Genomic DNA, 21,566 nt, shown 5'->3' on the forward strand with positions numbered 1-21,566 from the left:
TACTACGCTTTAATCGCGCTTTTGATTTTCAATAAAGCTTTTTTAGGACCAGGTACGTTACCTTTGATTAATAAAAGGTTACGCTCTGCATCAACTTTAACGATTTGCAGGTTTTGAACAGTGATTCGCTCTCCGCCCATGCGTCCTGGAAGCAATTTGCCTTTGAATACACGGTTTGGAGCAACTGGACCCATTGAACCTGGGCGACGGTGATAGCGGGAACCGTGAGCCATAGGTCCGCGGGATTGCCCGTGGCGCTTGATAGCACCCTGGAACCCTTTACCTTTAGAGATTCCTGTTACATCTACTAAATCGCCTTCTGCGAAAATATTAACTTTGACTTCCTGACCAACTTCATATTCTGCTAAGTTAACTCCGTTGAATTCACGTACGAAGCGCTTAGGAGCAGTGTTTGCTTTTGCGACATGCCCTTTTTCAGGTTTGTTTGAAAGCTTTTCACGCTTATCTTCGAAACCTAACTGAACTGCTTCATAACCGTCAGTTTCTGTGTTCTTCACCTGAAGAACTACGTTTGCAGCAGCTTCAACAACTGTTACCGGGATAAGGTCGCCGTTTTCAGCAAATACTTGAGTCATACCGATCTTTCTTCCTAAGATTCCTTTGGTCATTCGTCACACCTCCTAATTTCTTTAATTTAATTTATTTCATTATAATTTGATTTCAATATCAACGCCGGATGGCAGGTCTAAACGCATCAATGAATCCACTGTTTGTGGAGTTGGGTTGATGATGTCGATAAGACGCTTGTGCGTGCGCATCTCGAACTGTTCGCGTGAATCTTTGTACTTATGCACCGCTCGTAGAATTGTGTATACATTCTTTTCTGTTGGCAGTGGAATCGGACCTGACACAGCCGCACCAGAACGTTTTGCTGTTTCAACAATCTTTTCTGCAGACTGATCAAGGATCCTATGATCATAAGCTTTTAAACGGATACGAATTTTTTGTTTTGCCATTATTTTCCCTCCTTTTCGCCTATTTTAAAATAGACATTCTCCGCGAAAATTTCCCACACACTCGCCATGGCAAAGCGGCCGGGTGTGTCGGCAACCTTCCGCATCATCGCAGTCGAAGACCAACATTGTCTATTATACATAAAACATAAAGGGTACGCAAGTAAAATTACGCATTTCTTTATGTCTAACACACTTTTTCTATTATAGCGGCTGTAAAGACGGTTTTCAAGTGGCTCATTAAATAATTATTCATTTCTTTTTAAGCAACTCTTTCCAATTGAATAATAAAAGGCTGGCAGATGCCAGCCTTTTATTATTCTCATAACCTGGTTCCATTTAATGCCTCCCTGGCCCGGTCATGGAGGATTCCTTCTATTATATGATGATATCCAAGCTCATCACACAAAATGAAGCGCTGATTATCATCCAAACTTACTATAGCCTTTTCGATTGTTTTCATTAAGATTCCGGTAAACAATAAATATGGGATGACAAATACCCTGTCTGCTGTGCTGGCACTTGCCTCCATTAGAGCTTCATCGAGGCCAGGGTCTGCAGCCGTCAGAAAACAAATATCTACCCTTTTTAATCCCGATTGTTTTTTAAGCATTTTTGAAATGGTACTTAAATCCCTTTTTACATCAGGGTCGCTGCTTCCCCTTCCGACAAGAATAACCATTGAATGTTCCGTTATTTCTTTTCCTGTTCTCCCTAACTTATCAACCAGAATTTGAACCATAGCATCATGAACCCCAATCGGACGCCCGTACCTCACTTCAATATTGCTGTAATTGGCCGCAATATTTTTTATCTCATTCGGAATATCCTCTTTCGCGTGAGCAGCAGTTAATAGAAGTACAGGGACCACAGCAATCTTTTTTGCCCCTTTTTCAACACAGCGGGCAAACCCTTCCTCCATGGTAGGAGCTGCAAGTTCAAGAAAGCAATATTCCTGGATTTCAGCTGGATTCTTATCCATGCATTTTTCTATAAAAGCTACTGCTTGTTCTTTGGCTTTTGGTACCCTGCTTCCATGGCAAACATACAGTACAGCCTCCATTATTGTTTCCCTGCCTTTCTTCATTCAATTACCCTGTGTCTTTTATACCCTTCAAAGTTCAATATAATAGAAGAACGCAGGGCGTTCAAGCCCTGCGTTCTTCTATTATATATAATTCCTGGACTGGAGAAATTGAATGACCTGTTCCACACAACCCTCAACTGAGCTAAGGTTTGTTTCAATCACCAGTTCGGGATTTGATGGCTCTTCATATGGTGAGTCTATGCCTGTGAAGTCACGGATCAAGCCTTTTCGCGCCTTTTCGTAAAGACCCTTTGGATCGCGTTTTTCACACTCATCCACCGGACATTTCACATACACCTCAATGAACTCTCCATCCTCCAGAAGGTCCCGGACAAGTCCTCTGTCCGCCTGAAATGGTGATATGAAAGCAGTAAGCACCACTTGTCCTGCATCTACAAACAGCTTTGATACTTCACCAATTCTCCGGATGTTTTCTGTTCTGTCCTCATCGGAAAATCCTAAATCTTTATTTAAGCCATGACGAATATTGTCACCGTCCAGGACATAGTTTTTAATTTTGTTGTTATACAGTTCTTGGGCTACCGCATTAGCGACTGTTGACTTTCCTGAGCCTGAAAGCCCTGTGAACCATAGAACAAAACTGTGATGTCCGCTTTGTTTCCTGCGCATCTCTTTTGTCAGTGATGCATCATGCCAGGTAATATTGGTACTTTTATTCAAGATAATCTCCTCCGATGCTCTTTATGCCTTCACGGACTTTTCCTGGAGTCCTTCAATCAATACCTCAACCACTTCTTTACGGCTGAATGTGCTTGGCGGGATTTCTCCATTCCTCAGTAACTCGCGAACCTTTGTTCCAGATAGGATAACATGATCTTCTTTTCCATGCGGGCAGGTTTTTGTAGATGCCATATTCTCACATTTTGTGCAGTAGAAACTGTGCTCAAAAAATAGCAGTGTGATGCCAAGCTCGTCTGCGGTGAACTGGCTGAAAATCAGCTGTGCGTCATATGTTCCATAATAATTGCCTACTCCGGCGTGATCACGGCCAACAATGAAATGTGTGCAGCCATAATTCTTTCGTACCATCGCATGGAAAATAGCTTCACGAGGCCCAGCATAGCGCATCGCTGCAGGAAATACCGCCAGGAAGACACGATCCTCCGGGTAATAGTTTTCAAGAAGCACTTTATAGCTCTTCATTCGGACATCTGCCGGGATGTCATCAGATTTAGTTTCTCCTACAAGGGGATTCAGGAACAATCCATCTACAATTTCTAGTGCAGATTTCTGAATGTATTCATGGGCACGATGTACAGGGTTCCTTGTTTGGAAACCAACAACAGTTTTCCAGCCTTTTTCTTCAAACTCCTTTCTGGTTTCAGCAGGGTCAAGATAATAGCTTTGGAATTGGTCCCTTTTTACTCGTTTCAGAAGTTTAATTGGCCCGCCCACATATACATCGCCGCGTTCGAACATCTTTGCCACACCCGGGTGGGCTCTGTCGGCTGTCTGATATACAGCCAAAGCCTCCGCTGTTTTATCAGGTGTGAAAATCTCGGTTATAGTCAAAACCCCGTATACTTCACCGTTGGCAACAAGTTTTACTTCGTCACCGACTGACAGGTTTTCCGAAGTTGCTTCCGTAACCGGCAATGTAATTGGAATACTCCATACAGAGCCATCGGCGAGTCTCAGGTTGTTAACGACAGACTCATAATCTTTTTGGCCCAGAAATCCAGTTATGGGACTGTAAGCTCCCGATCCAATCAGTTCAAGATCACTTAAAGCAGTGGCGTCTAAAATGATTTCCTTTTTTAGCCCATCTGTTGAATAGTTTGGCTCCCAAAGATTGATCAGTTTTCCTCCGTGCGGCGTGCTCAATGTCATATTGTACTCCTCCTAAAATATAATAGTTATCTTATTTAAATAGTGGGAATTAAAACTAAATTCCTCCACTATTCTCAAAATAGTTTCTGCTGTCTTCCTTTATTGTTTTGGCAAGGGAAAGTGTCCCCAATGTAGCTGTGCAAACTCCAAAAAGAACAAAAAGAGTGTAGATATCAGCATGAACAAACAGCTTTACTAATCCGTATGAAAGAACAAGTGATAGTACAGGTGAAACAATCCATACTTTTAAAATTTTAGTAATTACTCTCTCCTTAAAAATCGCGCTTCCCCTTTGTGCAGCACCAATACCGATAATAGCTGAACTTGTGACCTGTGTTAAAGGAACTGGAAGGCCAAATATGGAAGCGAGTATGACAAGCGTGGCACCTGTTCCTGATATGGCTCCTCCTTCAAGAAGAGAAAAGCTTGTGATGTTCTTTCCATTTGTTTGCAAAACCCTTCCACCCATAAAAATTGCTCCAGCTGCAATGAACAGTCCACCGACAATGACTCCAGTGCTAACAGTCACGATACCGGCGCCTACAAGAGGACCGGCCGTATTGGCAACATTATTCATCCCCGCAGAGAATGCCTCCATAAAACCGACAATGATAACAAAAATAGATAAAGGTTTTCTCATTCCGGAGCTCGTCAGCTTTGGATAACGCTTTTCCAGTTTTTTTATGCCTTTACCTGCCCCGAGGGCTAAAATGAAGGCTACTACGGGAATAATGAACCAAAAACTTACGATAACCAGGATGTTATTGATGAATAAGGCTTTATAGGCAATTCCGACGCCTACAACTGAACCGACTGTAATCTCGCTTGTCGATAAAGGGATTCCCATTAAATTAGCAATGAACAGCGACAGCGCTGCTGATGAGAGTATGATCAAGACAATCTTGGCATCAAGGATGGACTGCGGGATAATATCTGAACCTATTGTCTTAACAACTTCACTTCCCCCTAATGCCGCACCAGCAAATATAGCGATACCGCAAACAAGCAATGCTTTCCTTCTATTCGGAAGGGCACCTGAGCCATAGGCGATGCTAATTGATGCTGCCGCACCACTTGCCCCAATATTCATGGCCAGAAAAAGTGCAACAGCACATGCAGCGTACATAATTATCATATTAGCTGCTCCTTATTGATGAAGTCCGCACTCAATTTTGCCAGTTCCTGTCCACCTGCCAGAACGTAAATCGTCAGCATTGAAGGCAGGTAACGTACAAGTCTGGCAGCCTATGCTTGGATAACCATTGTCATGGAGGAGATTATAAGGGAGATTGTTTTTATGCGCATATCTCCATACATCCTTCCAGGTCCAATGAATCAGCGGGCAAACTTTTACAGATTTAAACTTATTGTCCTTATTCGTAAACTGAGTATGCTTCCTGGTTTCGGATTGTTCCCTTCTTAGTCCGCTAATCCAGGCAGTTGCACCGGATAATACCTCGCCAAGCGGGATGACTTTTCTAATTTCACAACACTTATTTGGGTTGGTCTCCCATAAGTTATCGCCAAACTCCTTGGCCTGTTCTTCCAGTGTCAATTTTGGCTTTTTAATCTCGATATTTAGATTCGGATATCTCTCCCTAACCCTTTCAATAAGATCATAGGTTTCCTGGAAATGTTTATCTGTATCTAAAAAAGCAATATGCGCACGTTCATTTACTTGAGAGATTAAATCAATCAATACCATTCCCTCAATACCAAAACTACAGGCATAGACCAATTCGTCCTCGCTGTAATGGGTATAAGCCCACTTCAGGACTTCCAAAGCCCCCTTTGTTGGATTGTCTATCGGAAATTCTGGAGCTTGATATTCATCAAAGGTGGTATAAGTTAGTTTATCAGCCATCGTAGATCCTCCTCTTCAAAAACCCGTTTGTAAGACCGACAAAAAAGGCAGCCTTAATCAAACAATTGATTAAGACTGCCTCTAGTTTGTCTAGTCAGCAGTGCCCTATTTCATTCTTACCTTTTCATTCCGTTCTATTTGAACCACTTTTCCATCCTGAACAACAAGTGTTATGGATCCGTATTTCAATGACTCTAATAATTCCTGAACTTTTAAAAGAACCTCTTGGTAATCCCGACTTTTTTCCACTCTAGTCCCCCCGTCATTCTACGCTATAAGAATGGCAGACTGTAAATTTTTAATCCCTACTTTATTTATCGGTTTAATTAAATTTACCAAGATAAACATCATTAGTCAACTATTTTTGAGAAAATTTTATTATTTCACTTTATATTTTTTAAGAGGCTGTATTTAAGTCTCTGAAGAATCTGTTTGCTTTTTATTTGTAGCGGGTTAAATTTAAATAACGAGAATTCACGATCTCCACTGGAAAAGAGTTAAGCTTAATTTATCTAAAAAGCATCTATCAAAATAAAACTAAAGAACGAGAACAACAAAAAAACCAGGCGGATTAAAATCCGTCTGGTTTCTTAATATTAATTATTCAACGATAGTTGCAACAACGCCAGCGCCTACTGTACGTCCACCTTCACGAATAGAGAACTTAGTTCCTTCTTCGATCGCGATTGGAGCGATAAGCTCAACGTTCATTTCGATGTTGTCTCCAGGCATAACCATTTCTACACCTTCAGGAAGCTGAACGATACCAGTTACATCAGTAGTACGGAAGTAGAACTGAGGACGGTAGTTAGTGAAGAATGGAGTATGACGTCCACCTTCTTCTTTTGATAATACGTAAACTTCAGCTTTGAACTTTACGTGTGGAGTGATTGAACCTGGCTTAGCTAGAACCTGACCACGTTGGATATCTTCACGTGCAACACCACGAAGAAGGGCACCAATGTTGTCACCAGCTTCAGCATAGTCAAGAAGCTTACGGAACATTTCTACACCAGTTACAGTTGTAGATTTTGGCTCTTCAGTAAGACCGATGATTTCGATAACATCACCGACTTTAACTTGTCCACGCTCTACACGACCAGTTGCAACAGTTCCACGTCCAGTGATTGAGAATACATCCTCAACTGGCATCATGAATGGCTTTTCAGTATCACGAGTTGGTTCTGGAATGTACTCGTCAACTGCTGCCATTAGTTCAATGATTTTTTCTTCCCAATCAGCTTCACCTTCAAGAGCTTTAAGAGCAGAACCTTTGATAACAGGAATGTCATCGCCAGGGAAATCGTACTCAGAAAGAAGGTCACGGATTTCCATTTCAACTAGTTCAAGAAGTTCTTCGTCGTCAACCATATCACACTTGTTCATGAATACAACTAGGTAAGGTACGCCTACCTGACGAGATAGAAGGATGTGTTCACGAGTTTGTGGCATTGGGCCGTCAGCAGCAGATACTACTAGGATTCCGCCGTCCATTTGCGCAGCACCAGTGATCATGTTTTTAACATAGTCGGCGTGTCCTGGGCAGTCAACGTGTGCATAGTGACGGTTTGCAGTTTCATACTCAACGTGAGAAGTGTTGATTGTGATTCCACGCTCTTTTTCTTCAGGAGCGTTATCGATTTGATCGTAACCGCGTGCTTCACCGCCGCCTGCTTTTGAAAGAACAGTAGTGATTGCAGCTGTTAAAGTAGTTTTACCATGGTCAACGTGACCGATTGTTCCGATATTAACGTGCGGCTTAGAGCGATCGAATTTAGCTTTTGCCATTTTAGGAAGTCCTCCTTTGATTTTAAAAAGTTAAGTATTTTGAAGGCTGTAAAAGAGGAATTCCTCTTTTACAGCTGTGCCTACATTAGTAGTTATACTTGATATAAAAGCGAATTGCAATTATTCGCCTTTATTTTTTTTGATGATTTCTTCTGAGATAGATTTCGGTACTTCTTCATAGTGGTCAAAGTGCATGGAGAACACTCCACGGCCTTGTGTACTAGAACGCAACGCAGTTGCATAACCGAACATTTCGGAAAGTGGGATCATCGCCCGAACTACCTGTGCATTACCACGAGCGTCCATACCTTCAACACGTCCACGACGGGAAGTAACTTGACCCATGATGTCTCCCAGGTATTCTTCCGGAATAACAACTTCTACTCTCATGACCGGCTCAAGAATGACTGGCTTACATTTTGAAGCAGCGTTTTTAAGGGCCATTGATGCAGCAATTTTAAACGCCATTTCAGATGAGTCAACATCATGGTAAGAACCGTCAAACAGTCTTGCTTTAATGTCAACCAATGGATAGCCTGCAAGTACTCCTCGATCTAGTGAGTCTTCAAGTCCGGCTTGTACTGCTGGGATATATTCACGTGGAACTACCCCACCGACGATGCCGTTCTCAAATTCAAAGCCTTTTCCTTCTTCGTTTGGAGAAAACTCAATCCATACGTGTCCGTATTGTCCGCGTCCACCAGACTGGCGGGCGAATTTACCTTCAACCTGCGCTGAAGCACGGAAAGTTTCACGGTAGGCAACCTGAGGGGCACCAACGTTTGCTTCCACTTTAAATTCACGGCGCATACGGTCAACGATGATATCCAAGTGAAGCTCACCCATTCCGGCAATGATAACTTGTCCAGTTTCCTGGTCAGTGTGCGCACGGAAAGTTGGATCTTCTTCTTGAAGCTTTTGCAGTGCAGTAGTCATCTTATCTTGGTCAGCTTTTGATTTAGGTTCTACAGAAAGCTGGATAACTGGCTCTGGGAACTGCATAGACTCAAGAATAACAAGATTCTTATCGTCACAAAGAGTGTCGCCAGTTGTAGTGTCTTTTAAACCTACAGCTGCAGCGATATCTCCTGCGTAAACTTTAGAAATTTCTTGTCGGCTGTTTGCGTGCATTTGAAGAATACGACCGATACGCTCACGCTTTCCTTTAGTAGAGTTCTGTACATATGAACCAGACTCTAGTGTTCCGGAATAAACGCGGAAGAATGTCAGTTTACCAACATAAGGATCTGTCATAACTTTAAATGCTAGAGCAGAGAATGGCTCATCATCGCTAGAATGACGCTCAACTTCCTCATCTGAATCTGGAAGAGTACCTTTGATTGCAGGTACATCCAATGGAGATGGAAGGTAGTCAATAACTGCATCAAGCATTAACTGAACACCTTTGTTTTTAAATGCTGAACCACAGATAACTGGGTAAAATTCAACATTTGTTGTTCCTTTACGGATAGCAGCTTTAATCTCTTCGATTGTAAGCTCTTCACCGCCAAGGTACTTTTCCATTAATTCTTCATCAAGCTCTGCTACTGCTTCAATCAGCTTTTCACGGTATTCTTCTGCTTGTGCCATGTATTCTTCTGGGATTTCACCTTGAGTGATTTCTGTACCAAGGTCATTTCCGTAGAAGATTGCCTTCATTTCAACAAGGTCAATGATTGCTTCGAACTCATCTTCAGCACCGATTGGAAGCTGGATTGGATGAGCGTTAGCTTGAAGGCGGTCATGCAGTGTGCTTACAGAATACAGGAAGTCTGCCCCAAGCTTATCCATTTTATTAACGAATACAACACGAGGAACACCATAAGTAGTAGCCTGGCGCCAAACAGTTTCGGTCTGAGGCTCTACACCTGACTGTGCATCGAGTACTGCAACAGCTCCATCAAGGACACGAAGGGAACGCTCAACTTCAACTGTGAAGTCTACGTGTCCTGGTGTGTCAATGATGTTTACACGGTGTTCTTTCCATGATGCAGTAGTGGCAGCAGAAGTGATTGTGATACCACGCTCTTGTTCCTGCTCCATCCAGTCCATTTGAGAAGCACCTTCATGAGTTTCACCGATCTTGTGGATACGGCCGGTATAATAGAGGACACGCTCAGTTGTTGTTGTTTTACCAGCATCAATGTGAGCCATGATTCCAATATTACGTGTTCTTTCCAAGGAGAACTCTCTTGCCATTTGGTCTTTCTCCTTCCATGTATGAGTGTTTTATTTTTAAAGGTAAGATTACCAACGATAGTGAGCAAATGCTTTATTTGCTTCAGCCATTTTGTGTGTATCTTCACGCTTTTTAACTGATGCTCCAGTGTTGTTGGCTGCATCAAGAATTTCGTTAGCCAAACGCTCTTCCATGGTCTTTTCACCGCGAAGACGAGCGTAGTTAACCAACCAGCGAAGACCTAAAGTAGTACGGCGGTCTGGGCGCACCTCAACTGGAACTTGATAGTTAGCACCACCCACGCGGCGTGCTTTTACTTCTAGTACAGGCATGATGTTCTTAAGCGCTTGGTCGAATACTTCGATTGCCTCTTTTCCTGAACGCTCAGCGATGATATCAAATGCAGAGTATAAAATCTTTTGGGATTTACCTCTCTTGCCATCGATCATCATTTTGTTAATTAAACGAGTAACTAACTTTGAATTGTAAATCGGATCCGGTAATACGTCTCTTTTTGCAACTGGACCTTTACGTGGCATATTATTTCCTCCTTTCAAAAAGGGTGTTTATAGTTTAATTATTATTTCTTTGGTGCTTTCGGACGCTTAGTACCGTATTTTGAACGGCCTTGCATACGGTTGTTTACGCCTGCTGTATCAAGTGCTCCACGAACGATATGGTAACGTACCCCTGGTAAGTCCTTTACACGTCCGCCACGGATAAGAACAACACTGTGCTCTTGCAGGTTGTGGCCGATACCAGGAATATATGCTGTTACCTCGATTCCGTTAGTCAAACGTACACGGGCATACTTACGAAGCGCTGAGTTTGGCTTCTTTGGAGTCATTGTACCAACACGAGTACATACACCACGCTTTTGTGGAGAAGTAAGGTTGGTTTGCGCTTTTTTAAAGCTGTTATAGCCTTTGTTTAGCGCTGGGGATTTAGATTTTTCCTCGGCTGATTTACGAGGTTTGCGTACTAATTGGTTAATTGTAGGCATTATTTTTCCTCCTTTCACTTCTTTGGTAGACCCACACATCCAGGTGGTTCATTTTTTGCCAAAAAACAAAGTTCTTGCAGGCTCAAGGCACCACAAAAACAGTTTTTACATTTGTATCGCAACAGCAGCGGCTCCAACATTGATCCCGCATGCTATACCTAGTTTCTTCATCGAATCTGCATATGTCACTGGTACATCTGCTGTAGAAGCGGCCTGCAGCAACATGGATTTGATAACCGGGTCTGCATCCGAGGCCAGGACTAACTCGTTAACCTTGCCAGCCTTCAGAGCTTTTACTGTTTGCCTAGTTCCTATAAATAGGTGTTTCGCCTGTGCTACTTTTTCGTAAGACATTTGCATCCTCCAAAGTAACAGGTAAATAGGAGCACCTTTGATATAGTAGCATCTCCCGGAATAGATGTCAACATTGTTATCGTATTTTATTCATATTCCTTAAAATGCCAATACCATTGAAACAGGACGGCACTCCCAAATATCAGGAAGTGCCGTATGTTTAATGGGAAATTAATGCTTTAATCTACGGTAACTGTGTCATCTGCAGTTTCACTGTTCAGTACCGGCTCTGCTCTGCGGTAGCGCTGCATGCCTGTACCAGCTGGCACAAGTTTACCGATGATAACATTCTCTTTCAGGCCAAGCAGTTCATCCCGCTTGCCTTTGATTGCAGCATCGGTAAGAACCCTTGTTGTTTCCTGGAAAGATGCAGCAGACAAAAATGAATCTGTCTCAAGAGATGCCTTGGTAATACCAAGAAGAACCGGACGTCCAGTAGCTGGCAATCTGCCTTCCAGCAGTGCCTTGCGGTTTGCTTCTGTAAATTGATGGATCTCCAGAAGCGTACCTGGAAGAACTTCAGTTTCTCCGGCATCAATAACTCGGATTTTCCTCATCATTTGTCTAACCATTACCTCGACGTGCTTGTCGCCGATTTCAACACCTTGCATCCGATAAACCTTTTGTACCTCACGAAGCAGGTACTCCTGGACAGATTTAACGTCTTTAACCCTTAACAGCTCTTTTGGATCAATTGAACCTTCTGTCAGCTCCTGACCACGTTCAACCTGACTGTTTACAGCCACTTTGAGCCTTGCCGTATACGGGGCCGTGTATGTGCGGGATTCAACTTCACCCTGCACAACAATTTCATGCTGCCTGTCGCGGCCTTCATTAATCCCTACGACTACACCGGAGATTTCCGAAATAACGGCCTGACCTTTAGGATTACGGGCTTCGAACAATTCCTGGATACGAGGTAGACCCTGGGTAATGTCATCACCGGCAACCCCGCCTGTATGGAATGTACGCATTGTAAGCTGCGTTCCTGGTTCACCGATTGATTGAGCTGCAATAATACCTACGGCTTCACCAACCTCAACTTCCTGACCGGTAGCAAGGTTACGGCCATAACACTTCTTACATACTCCGTGCTTTGTATTACATGTAAAGGCAGATCGAATCCAGACTTCCTCAATGCCAGCTTCAACGATTTCAGTGGCAAGATCCTCGGTAATCAGGTCATTTTCAGCAACAAGCACCTTGTTTGTTTCAGGGTGTTTGATTGCTTTTCTAGCATAACGTCCAATTAAGCGCTCATCCAACGGCTCGATGACTTCAGTGCCATCTTTCAATGCTCTGACATCCAGGCCGCGGTCTGTTCCGCAATCATCTTCACGGACAATGACATCCTGGGCTACGTCAACAAGTCGACGTGTCAGGTAACCTGAGTCAGCTGTTTTAAGAGCTGTATCTGCAAGACCCTTACGTGCACCGTGCGTGGAAATAAAGTATTCCAATACTGTCAGACCCTCACGGAAACTGGACTTGATAGGCAACTCGATAATCCGGCCAGCCGGGTTAGCCATCAATCCGCGCATTCCTGCAAGCTGAGTGAAGTTGGATGCATTACCACGGGCACCAGAGTCACTCATCATGAAGATTGGGTTCGTTTTGCTGAGGGATTTCATCAGCTTAGACTGAATGGTATCTTTCGCAGCACTCCAAATGGAAATAACACGGTCATAACGCTCATCCTCGGTAATTAGACCGCGTCTGAACTGCTTCATGACATTGTCAACCTTTGTTTGTGCTTCATTGATGATTTCCTGCTTCTCTCCAAGGACCACGATATCAGCAACACCGACAGTGATTCCCGCTTTGGATGAATAGCGGAAGCCAAGATCCTTCATCCGGTCAAGCATTTTAGAAGTTTCCGTGATAGCAAAGCGCTTGAATACTTCCGCAATGATATTCCCCAGGATTTTCTTCTTGAATGGATCAACAAGCGGCATATCTTTAATGATCGCCTTAACATCAGTACCTTTTTCAACAAAGTACTTTTCAGGAGTTTTCTCCTCCAGGTTTGTTTTAGTAGGTTCGTTGATGTACGGGAACGAAGACGGAAGAATTTCGTTAAAGATCAGCTTTCCTACTGTTGTCAGAAGGAGCTGGCTGTTTTGTACCTCATTAAATGTCTGGTTGCCAAGTGACCCGGCATGGACCGCAACTCGAGTATGAAGATGAACATATCCGTTCTGGTAAGCAATGAGAGCTTCGTTGGTATCTTTAAAGATCATGCCTTCCCCAACTGCTCCTTCTCTCTCAAGAGTAAGGTAATAGTTTCCTAAAACCATGTCCTGGGATGGAGTAACAACTGGCTTACCGTCCTTAGGATTCAGGATGTTTTGGGCCGCAAGCATTAGCAGGCGGGCTTCAGCCTGTGCTTCAGCAGAAAGCGGCACGTGAACAGCCATCTGGTCACCGTCGAAGTCCGCATTATATGCCGTACATACCAGCGGATGAAGACGGATTGCACGTCCTTCCACAAGGGTAGGCTCAAATGCCTGGATTCCAAGCCTGTGAAGAGTAGGTGCACGGTTAAGCAATACCGGATGCTCCTTAATGACATCTTCAAGGACATCCCATACTTCCGGCTGCACTCTTTCAATCTTGCGTTTCGCCGATTTGATATTATGCGCCAACCCTTTTTGTACAAGTTCCTTCATAACAAAAGGCTTGAAAAGTTCAAGGGCCATCTCTTTTGGCAAGCCGCATTGATACATCTTCAAGTTAGGGCCGACAACAATAACAGATCGGCCGGAGTAGTCAACACGTTTACCCAGCAAGTTCTGACGGAAACGGCCTTGTTTCCCTTTTAGCATATGAGATAGAGATTTTAACGGACGGTTACCCGGTCCCGTAACAGGACGGCCGCGGCGGCCATTGTCGATCAAAGCATCAACGGCTTCCTGAAGCATCCTTTTCTCGTTTTGAACGATAATGCTTGGAGCACCCAGATCCAGAAGTCGCTTTAAACGGTTATTACGGTTGATAACACGGCGGTATAAATCGTTTAAATCGGAAGTAGCGAAACGTCCGCCATCCAGCTGAACCATTGGGCGGAGTTCAGGAGGAATTACAGGAAGTACATCAAGGATCATCCAAGATGGCTCATTTCCTGAGTTGCGGAACGCCTCCAGAACTTCCAGACGCTTGATCGCACGGGTTCTGCGCTGACCCTGGGCAGTTTTCAGTTCCTCTTTCAATGCATCTACCTCTTTATCAAGGTCGATATCGGAAAGCAGCTTTTTGATTGCTTCTGCACCCATCGATGCCTGGAACTTAGTGCCATACTTATCTCGATAAGCACGATATTCTTTTTCTGAGAGCAGCTGCTTTTTCTCTAAAGCCGTATCTCCCGTTTCAGTAACTACATATGATGCAAAGTAGATCACTTCTTCCAGGGCACGCGGCGACATATCAAGAACGAGTCCCATACGGCTAGGGATTCCTTTAAAGTACCAAATATGAGATACAGGAGCAGCAAGCTCAATGTGGCCCATGCGTTCACGACGAACTTTAGCACGAGTTACCTCAACGCCGCATCGGTCACAGACGACACCTTTGTAGCGCACTCGCTTGTACTTGCCGCAGTGACATTCCCAATCCTTGGTTGGTCCAAAGATACGCTCGCAGAACAATCCGTCCTTTTCCGGCTTAAGCGTACGGTAGTTAATTGTTTCCGGTTTTTTGACTTCACCAAAAGACCATGAACGAATCTTGTCCGGTGATGCAAGGCCAATCTTCATGTATTCAAAATTATTGACATCCAGCAAGGGGCCTACCTCCCTTTTAATCTAGGGTTTTACCCGAAAGCGGAAGCGCCTTGACAGAGATGAGCCGGCCAAGGCCAGCTTCACATCTCCGTTCAAGTCCGCCAGGCATAAGCTAGCAATCTAACTTCAGCCCGGCGTCCAGACGCTATAGCTATATAAATATCGAATGCGACAGCCAGGTGCCAAGAGCACTGGCCATCTCTTTAAATTATTCTTTAGATCCTACTTTTTCTGAATCAATATCCTCTGATTCAGGGGCAATGGTCAAAGTTTCAGCATGCTGCAGATCATCGTCTTCATCGAAGTCCCGCATTTCGATTTCTTTTTCGTCACCTGAAAGGATTTTCACGTCCATACCAAGGCTCTGCAGTTCCTTCATCAATACCTTGAATGATTCAGGGACACCTGGTTCTGGCACGTTTTCTCCTTTAACAATTGCTTCATACGTTTTCACACGTCCGACGACATCATCCGACTTGACTGTCAGAATTTCCTGAAGTGTATAAGCAGCTCCATAAGCCTCAAGTGCCCAAACCTCCATCTCTCCGAAACGCTGTCCGCCAAACTGGGCTTTACCGCCAAGTGGCTGCTGTGTAACAAGAGAATAAGGACCTGTAGAGCGGGCATGAAGTTTGTCATCAACCATGTGTGCCAGTTTGATCATATACATGACCCCGACAGATACACGGTTATCAAACGGTTCTCCGGTACGGCCATCATAAAGGACGGTTTTGGCATCCCTGGCCATTCCTGCTTCTTCAATTGTATTCCATACATCTTCTTCACGGGCACCATCGAATACAGGGGATGCAACATGAATATTAAGATAGCGCGCTGCCATTCCTAAATGAAGCTCCAATACCTGACCGATGTTCATCCGGGATGGAACCCCCAATGGATTCAACATGATATCAACAGGCGTTCCATCAGGAAGATAAGGCATATCTTCTTCTGGAAGGATACGGGAGATAACCCCTTTGTTACCATGGCGTCCGGCCATCTTATCCCCTTCATGGATTTTACGCTTCTGAACGATATAGACACGTACAAGCTGGTTTACACCTGGAGGAAGCTCATCTCCATCTTCACGGTTGAACACCTTCACATCATGAACGATACCGCCGCCGCCATGTGGTACACGAAGGGAAGTATCGCGTACTTCTCTGGCCTTTTCACCAAAGATAGCATGCAGCAAGCGCTCCTCTGCAGTCAGCTCGGTCACCCCTTTTGGTGTAACTTTACCGACCAGCAAGTCGCCGTCCTTGACTTCTGCACCGATGCGGATAATTCCACGCTCATCCAGGTTGCGAAGTGCATCTTCACCAACATTCGGGATATCACGTGTAATTTCTTCAGGTCCAAGTTTTGTATCACGTGACTCAGACTCGTATTCTTCAATATGGATAGATGTATATACATCGTCTTTTACAAGACGTTCACTCATGATGATTGCATCCTCGTAGTTATAGCCATCCCAGTTGATGAAGGCTACAAGGACATTACGGCCAAGGGCAAGTTCTCCCTTTTCCATAGAAGGTCCATCAGCAAGGATCTCACCTTTCGTCACCCGGTCGCCAACACTTACAATCGGCCGCTGGTTATAGCAGGTTCCCTGGTTAGAACGAACGAATTTGAGCATACGGTACTTATCCAGGTCGCCTTTTACTTCCTGCCCGTCAACTTCCTTGACACGGCGGACCCAAACTTCGCGTGCTTCCACGTGCTCAACGATTCCCTCATGCTTACAGATTACAGCAGCACCTGAATCCTTCGCGGAAACGTGCTCCATTCCTGTTCCTACTCTTGGAGCTTCCGGCATTAACAACGGAACTGCCTGCCGCTGCATGTTCGCTCCCATAAGGGCACGGTTGGAGTCGTCGTTTTCCAGGAAAGGAATACATGCAGTCGCTGCAGATACTACCTGCTTTGGCGATACATCCATATAATCAATGCGGTCACGCGGAACAACAGTGTTTTCACCCCGGAAACGGGCTACCACCATTTCGTCCAGGAATGCACCGTCTTCGGATAGAAGGGCATTTGCCTGTGCAACTACATAATTATCTTCTTCATCAGCTGTCAAATAATCAAAGTGAGAAGTAACTTTGCCTGTTTCCGGATCAACACGGCGATATGGTGTCTCAATGAAACCGAAGCGATTCACTTTCGCAAAGGACGACAATGAGTTAATCAACCCAATGTTCGGACCTTCAGGAGTTTCAATCGGGCACATACGTCCGTAGTGGGAATAGTGAACGTCACGCACTTCAAAGCCGGCGCGTTCACGTGTTAAACCACCAGGTCCCAATGCAGAAAGACGGCGTTTATGCGTCAATTCAGCAAGCGGGTTGGTCTGATCCATGAACTGGGAAAGCTGGGAGCTTCCGAAAAACTCTTTGATGGACGCAATAACCGGTCGGATATTAATAAGCTGCTGTGGCGTAATTGTGTTCGTGTCCTGGATGGACATCCTTTCACGAACCACACGTTCCATTCTGGATAAACCAATACGGAACTGGTTTTGAAGGAGCTCACCAACAGAGCGCAGACGTCTGTTCCCCAAGTGGTCGATGTCATCTGTATCTCCAACACCATGAAGAAGGTTGAAGAAATAACTGATTGACGCAATGATATCGGCAGGAGTGATATTTTTGACTGGCTCTTGGACATATGCATTGCCAATGACATTAATCACTTTTTCTCCCTCATCATTTGGAGCAAAGATCTTTATGGATTGAAGCAGGATGTCCTCTTCTACCACACCGCCAACAGGTCTGTGTGTGCCAAAGCCCACATCTTTTTCTAAATTAGGAATAATTCTGTCAAGTGTGCGGCGGTCAAGTGTGACACCTTTTTCCGCAATGATTTCACCAGTTTCAGGATCGACAAGAGTCTCAGCTAATTTCTGGTTGAACAAACGATTTTTAATATGAAGCTTTTTATTGATCTTATAGCGACCAACATTAGCCAAATCATAGCGCTTTGGATCGAAGAATCTAGATACTAGCAGGCTTTTCGCATTGTCTACTGTTGGCGGTTCACCAGGGCGAAGACGCTCATAAATTTCAAGAAGCGCTTTTTCAGTACTTTCTGTGTTGTCTTTTTCAAGAGTGTTGCGGATATATTCATTATCACCGATCAACTCAATAATTTCCTGATCGGAACCAAAGCCAAGAGCACGCAAAAGAACCGTAACAGGGAGCTTCCTCGTACGATCGATCCTTACATATACAACGTCTTTCGCATCTGTTTCGTACTCGAGCCAGGCTCCGCGATTAGGAATAACGGTGGCAGAAAAGCCTTTCTTTCCGTTCTTATCCATTTTCCCGCTGTAATATACGCTCGGAGAACGTACTAGCTGGGATACGATAACCCTTTCGGCACCATTGATAACGAAAGTTCCAGTTTCAGTCATTAAAGGGAAATCACCCATAAAGACATCCTGGTCTTTAACCTCACCAGTTTCTTTATTAACAAGGCGGACTTTTACCCTTAATGGAGCAGAGTACGTAACGTCCCTTTCCTTGGATTCTTCCACTGGATATTTTGGTTCGGCTAAACTGTAATCAATAAATTCAAGCGACAAGTTACCAGTAAAATCTTCAATTGGAGAAATATCCTGGAACATTTCTCTTAGTCCCTCATCAAGGAACCATTGATAGGACGCCGTTTGAATTTCAATCAAATTCGGCAAATCCAATACTTCACTGATGCGTGCGTAACTTCTGCGCTGGCGGTGTCGTCCATACTGAACTAGTTGACCTGTCAACTGATTCACCCCTTAAATCAAGCGTAATATTCCATAATCGTGTCCATCTCTTGCTGATCACTCACAAGACAAAAAGAAAAAGGGTTTTCTCGTCCAAAAACCACATTTCCTTCAACGAACAATTATTTTGTTAGTTTTCCCTTAATGACCAAAATTATACTTAATTCGTTTATTTTAGCATTATAGAGAAACCTAATCTATTGGCATTTTACAATATTATCATAGCCCTATACGGGAGTCAACTTTTTTTGCACGTGCACGGATAATAAAATACCCTTTCTTCTTCTCTACCACGTCTACCTGTCCAAATAACGTTTCGAGCTTCTCAATTGCAGAAGGGGCTCCTTGTTTTTTTTGGATGACTACCCATAATTCTCCTGTATCCGCAAGATGTCCCGCACTTTGCTCAAATATTTCATGAACGACCTTTTTCCCAGCCCTGATTGGAGGGTTCGTCAAAATTGCCTGGAATTGAGTTTCCTCCACTTGAGTGAGACGATCACTTTCATATATCTTAACATTATCCACCTGATTCAAGATGGCATTCTCCCGGGCAAGCCCAAGAGCTCTTTCATTGACATCGACCATATGTACCGTAGTTTCCGGAAATGACTTTGCCAGAGAGATACCTATAGGACCGTAACCGCAACCGACATCTAGAACCAGGCCATTCTGCTCAAGCTGAAATGCTTCTATTAATAAACGTGATCCATAATCCACTTCTTTTTTGGAAAATACGCCTCTGTCGGTCTTAAACCGAAATGACCGGCCCTTTAATTGAAAGTCCCAGTAGACAGGAGCACTTTCCGTTTCAGGATTCTTTGAATAGTAGTGATTTGACACAACAGCCACCTCCGCACATTTTATGGGAAAAAGGGCTTATATTCTCATTTTTCTCCAGTCAAAAAAAGCCCGCTTGACAGCGAGCTTTTTTCAGGTTTTTATTACTTAACTTCAACGTTTGCTCCAACTTCTTCAAGCTTAGCTTTGATTTCTTCAGCTTCTTCTTTAGAAGCTCCTTCTTTAACAGCTTTTGGAGTGTTGTCAACAAGTTCTTTTGCTTCTTTAAGTCCAAGGCCTGTGATTTCACGAACAACCTTGATAACTTTGATTTTTTGGTCTCCTGGAGAAGCAAGTACCACGTCAAATTCAGTTTGCTCTTCAACAGCAGCGCCGCCAGCAGCTCCGCCCATCATTGCTACAGGAGCTGCAGCAGTTACGCCGAATTCTTCTTCGATTGCTTTTACTAAATCGTTAAGTTCTAAAACAGTCATGGATTTAACTGCTTCAATGATTTGTTCTTTAGTCATTGTTAAATTTCCTCCTTAGAGTGGTTGTTTTTTTATGGTTAAACGTAGATCAGCTTACGCGCCTTGTTCTTCTTTTTGTTCTGCAACTGCTTTTGCAGCAAGAGCAAGATTGCGGATAGGTGCTTGAAGCACGCTGAGTAGCATAGAAAGCAAGCCTTCGCGAGATGGTAGGTCTGCAAGAGCCTTTACATCTTCAACTGTAGCAATATTTCCTTCGATGACACCAGCTTTGATTTCCAATGCATCATTTTGCTTAGCAAAATCATTAAGAATTTTTGCTGGAGCGACAACATCGTCAGCACTGAATGCAATTGCATTAGGGCCTGTCAATGCATCATTCAAGCCAGCAAGATCAGCAGCTTCAGCCGCACGGCGAGTCATTGTGTTTTTGTACACTTTGAATTCTACGCCTGCTTCACGAAGCTGTTTACGAAGTTCTGTTACTTGTGCAACAGTCAATCCGCGGTAATCAACAACAACTGCTGTTTTGCTTGATTTTAACTTATCGGTAATTTCATCAACGATCAGTTTTTTTGTTTCGATAACACTGCTCATCTTTACACCTCCTGTTAAATTCATTTATACCGGGCAATAAAAAGCCTCCGTGCCTTATGCAGACAAGGAGGCATATACAATAGTGGTACAAGTTTATCTATCGTATGACCTCGGCAGGAGATTAAGCCATGTGGCACCTGCTGTCTGCGGTACAAATGTTTAGTTTATTTTCACAACAGAATCTATTATATAAAATCTATTATAGATTGTCAATTGGAATTATTTTGCAGCTGTAGTTGAAGGATCTACTTTTACGCCAGGTCCCATTGTAGTGGAAACAGTAACGTTTTTGATGTATGTTCCTTTTGCTGCAGAAGGCTTAACCTTCATCATTGTATCAAAAATTGTGTTGAAGTTTTCAACAAGCTTTTGATCTTCGAAAGAAACCTTGCCAATAGGCACATGAATATTACCGGCTTTATCAACACGGTACTCAACTTTACCTGCCTTGATTTCATTGACAGCTTTTGTTACATCGAATGTAACTGTGCCTGTTTTAGGGTTTGGCATTAAGCCTTTAGGTCCTAATACACGGCCAAGCTTACCAACTTCACCCATCATGTCTGGTGTAGCAACGATTACATCAAAATCAAACCAGCCTTGCTGAATTTTATTGATGTACTCTGCATCCCCAACATAATCTGCACCGGCAGCTTCAGCTTCTTTTAATTTTTCGCCTTTTGCGAAAACAAGGACACGCTGAGTTTTACCAGTTCCGTTTGGAAGAACGACTGCTCCACGGATTTGCTGGTCTGCTTTCTTAGGATCTACTCCTAGACGGAATGCAGCTTCTACAGTTGCATCGAATTTAACAACGCTTGTCTTTTTCGCAAGATCGATAGCTTCTGCAATAGAGTAAGCTTTTGTACGATCTACAAGCTTAGCGGCTTCTTGATACTTTTTACCTTTGTTAGCCATTTTTATTTCCTCCTTGAATGTGGTTTTAGCGGAATAACCTCCCACGTAGAAAGGCTGCGGACGCCACAGGCGCCGGAGCCAGACAGTACAAAGGTTGCGAGTGAAAAATTTTCAGCATCGCAACCCCATCATCCC

General features: G+C 43.7%; 20 protein-coding genes and 1 other annotated feature. All 20 genes read right to left on the reverse strand.

What is annotated here, in order from left to right; genetic code table 11:
* Positions 1-2: 2 nt before the first annotated feature.
* Positions 3-629, reverse strand: coding sequence for a 50S ribosomal protein L3 (gene rplC / locus EV146_RS24405; RefSeq protein ID WP_121610305.1), 627 nt, complete (start codon positions 627-629; stop codon positions 3-5).
* Positions 630-668: 39 nt separating this feature from the next.
* The gene (gene rpsJ / locus EV146_RS24410; RefSeq protein WP_046524765.1) at positions 669-977 is read right to left on the reverse strand and encodes a 30S ribosomal protein S10; all 309 of its coding nucleotides are present in this window, start codon (positions 975-977) and stop codon (positions 669-671) included.
* A complete protein-coding gene (locus tag EV146_RS27720; RefSeq protein ID WP_199232717.1) occupies positions 977-1,117 on the reverse strand; it encodes a hypothetical protein in 141 nt (46 codons plus the stop codon). Before EV146_RS27720 ends, rpsJ begins: the two co-directional genes overlap by 1 nt.
* A 179-nt stretch (positions 1,118-1,296) precedes the next feature.
* Positions 1,297-2,061, reverse strand: coding sequence for a sirohydrochlorin chelatase (locus EV146_RS24415; RefSeq protein ID WP_241994045.1), 765 nt, complete (start codon positions 2,059-2,061; stop codon positions 1,297-1,299).
* 81 nt (positions 2,062-2,142) lie between these two features.
* Positions 2,143-2,742, reverse strand: a complete 600-nt coding sequence (cysC, locus tag EV146_RS24420) for an adenylyl-sulfate kinase (RefSeq protein WP_132011318.1) — start codon at positions 2,740-2,742, stop codon at positions 2,143-2,145.
* Positions 2,743-2,763: 21 nt separating this feature from the next.
* The gene (gene sat / locus EV146_RS24425; RefSeq protein ID WP_121610307.1) at positions 2,764-3,912 is read right to left on the reverse strand and encodes a sulfate adenylyltransferase; all 1,149 of its coding nucleotides are present in this window, start codon (positions 3,910-3,912) and stop codon (positions 2,764-2,766) included.
* A gap of 55 nt (positions 3,913-3,967) precedes the next feature.
* Positions 3,968-5,047 carry an inorganic phosphate transporter gene (locus tag EV146_RS24430; protein WP_158287210.1) on the reverse strand — a complete coding sequence of 360 codons (1,080 nt, stop codon included), beginning with the start codon at positions 5,045-5,047 and terminating at the stop codon, positions 3,968-3,970.
* Between the two features lie 12 nt (positions 5,048-5,059).
* Positions 5,060-5,776: a phosphoadenylyl-sulfate reductase gene (locus EV146_RS24435; protein WP_132011319.1), complete on the reverse strand. Its 717-nt coding sequence runs from the start codon at positions 5,774-5,776 to the stop codon at positions 5,060-5,062.
* A 105-nt stretch (positions 5,777-5,881) separates the two neighbouring features.
* A complete protein-coding gene (locus EV146_RS24440; protein ID WP_121610309.1) occupies positions 5,882-6,025 on the reverse strand; it encodes a YezD family protein in 144 nt (47 codons plus the stop codon).
* A gap of 351 nt (positions 6,026-6,376) precedes the next feature.
* Complete coding sequence (gene tuf / locus EV146_RS24445) at positions 6,377-7,564, reverse strand: elongation factor Tu (protein WP_121610310.1); 1,188 nt, start codon at positions 7,562-7,564, stop codon at positions 6,377-6,379.
* A gap of 120 nt (positions 7,565-7,684) precedes the next feature.
* Positions 7,685-9,763: an elongation factor G gene (fusA, locus tag EV146_RS24450; protein ID WP_132011320.1), complete on the reverse strand. Its 2,079-nt coding sequence runs from the start codon at positions 9,761-9,763 to the stop codon at positions 7,685-7,687.
* Positions 9,764-9,811: 48 nt separating this feature from the next.
* Complete coding sequence (gene rpsG, locus EV146_RS24455) at positions 9,812-10,282, reverse strand: 30S ribosomal protein S7 (RefSeq protein ID WP_132011321.1); 471 nt, start codon at positions 10,280-10,282, stop codon at positions 9,812-9,814.
* A gap of 41 nt (positions 10,283-10,323) precedes the next feature.
* Positions 10,324-10,746 (reverse strand): 30S ribosomal protein S12, encoded by a 423-nt coding sequence (gene rpsL, locus EV146_RS24460; protein ID WP_090749686.1) that lies wholly within the window; start codon positions 10,744-10,746, stop codon positions 10,324-10,326.
* 105 nt (positions 10,747-10,851) lie between these two features.
* Positions 10,852-11,100: a 50S ribosomal protein L7ae-like protein gene (locus EV146_RS24465; protein WP_132011322.1), complete on the reverse strand. Its 249-nt coding sequence runs from the start codon at positions 11,098-11,100 to the stop codon at positions 10,852-10,854.
* A 179-nt stretch (positions 11,101-11,279) separates the two neighbouring features.
* Positions 11,280-14,879, reverse strand: coding sequence for a DNA-directed RNA polymerase subunit beta' (gene rpoC, locus EV146_RS24470; RefSeq protein ID WP_132011323.1), 3,600 nt, complete (start codon positions 14,877-14,879; stop codon positions 11,280-11,282).
* 208 nt (positions 14,880-15,087) lie between these two features.
* The gene (gene rpoB, locus EV146_RS24475) at positions 15,088-18,648 is read right to left on the reverse strand and encodes a DNA-directed RNA polymerase subunit beta (protein ID WP_132011324.1); all 3,561 of its coding nucleotides are present in this window, start codon (positions 18,646-18,648) and stop codon (positions 15,088-15,090) included.
* A gap of 219 nt (positions 18,649-18,867) precedes the next feature.
* Complete coding sequence (locus EV146_RS24480) at positions 18,868-19,491, reverse strand: class I SAM-dependent methyltransferase (RefSeq protein ID WP_132011325.1); 624 nt, start codon at positions 19,489-19,491, stop codon at positions 18,868-18,870.
* A 101-nt stretch (positions 19,492-19,592) separates the two neighbouring features.
* Complete coding sequence (gene rplL / locus EV146_RS24485; protein WP_121610317.1) at positions 19,593-19,958, reverse strand: 50S ribosomal protein L7/L12; 366 nt, start codon at positions 19,956-19,958, stop codon at positions 19,593-19,595.
* A gap of 54 nt (positions 19,959-20,012) precedes the next feature.
* On the reverse strand, positions 20,013-20,513 hold the full coding sequence (rplJ, locus tag EV146_RS24490; protein ID WP_121610318.1) for a 50S ribosomal protein L10: 501 nt from the start codon (positions 20,511-20,513) through the stop codon (positions 20,013-20,015).
* A 28-nt stretch (positions 20,514-20,541) separates the two neighbouring features.
* Positions 20,542-20,681, reverse strand: a sequence feature (ribosomal protein L10 leader region).
* Between the two features lie 51 nt (positions 20,682-20,732).
* Entirely contained in the window at positions 20,733-21,476 is a 744-nt protein-coding gene (rplA, locus tag EV146_RS24495) for a 50S ribosomal protein L1 (RefSeq protein ID WP_338419229.1), read from the reverse strand.
* Between the last annotated feature and the right edge of the window lie 90 nt (positions 21,477-21,566).

The sequence above is a fragment of the Mesobacillus foraminis genome (assembly GCF_004340465.1).
Classification (GTDB): domain Bacteria; phylum Bacillota; class Bacilli; order Bacillales; family Cytobacillaceae; genus Mesobacillus_B; species Mesobacillus_B foraminis.

Coding starts and splice junctions, on each gene's coding strand:
- rplC (WP_121610305.1), bottom strand. CDS start 629: ATGACCAAAGGAATCTTAGGAAGAAAGATCGGTATGACTCAAGTATTT.
- tuf (WP_121610310.1), bottom strand. CDS start 7,564: ATGGCAAAAGCTAAATTCGATCGCTCTAAGCCGCACGTTAATATCGGA.
- rplJ (WP_121610318.1), bottom strand. CDS start 20,513: ATGAGCAGTGTTATCGAAACAAAAAAACTGATCGTTGATGAAATTACC.
- rplL (WP_121610317.1), bottom strand. CDS start 19,958: ATGACTAAAGAACAAATCATTGAAGCAGTTAAATCCATGACTGTTTTA.
- sat (WP_121610307.1), bottom strand. CDS start 3,912: ATGACATTGAGCACGCCGCACGGAGGAAAACTGATCAATCTTTGGGAG.
- EV146_RS24435 (WP_132011319.1), bottom strand. CDS start 5,776: ATGGCTGATAAACTAACTTATACCACCTTTGATGAATATCAAGCTCCA.
- rpsG (WP_132011321.1), bottom strand. CDS start 10,282: ATGCCACGTAAAGGTCCAGTTGCAAAAAGAGACGTATTACCGGATCCG.
- EV146_RS24465 (WP_132011322.1), bottom strand. CDS start 11,100: ATGTCTTACGAAAAAGTAGCACAGGCGAAACACCTATTTATAGGAACT.
- EV146_RS24415 (WP_241994045.1), bottom strand. CDS start 2,061: ATGAAGAAAGGCAGGGAAACAATAATGGAGGCTGTACTGTATGTTTGC.
- EV146_RS27720 (WP_199232717.1), bottom strand. CDS start 1,117: ATGTATAATAGACAATGTTGGTCTTCGACTGCGATGATGCGGAAGGTT.
- EV146_RS24430 (WP_158287210.1), bottom strand. CDS start 5,047: ATGATAATTATGTACGCTGCATGTGCTGTTGCACTTTTTCTGGCCATG.
- rpsL (WP_090749686.1), bottom strand. CDS start 10,746: ATGCCTACAATTAACCAATTAGTACGCAAACCTCGTAAATCAGCCGAG.
- rpsJ (WP_046524765.1), bottom strand. CDS start 977: ATGGCAAAACAAAAAATTCGTATCCGTTTAAAAGCTTATGATCATAGG.
- fusA (WP_132011320.1), bottom strand. CDS start 9,763: ATGGCAAGAGAGTTCTCCTTGGAAAGAACACGTAATATTGGAATCATG.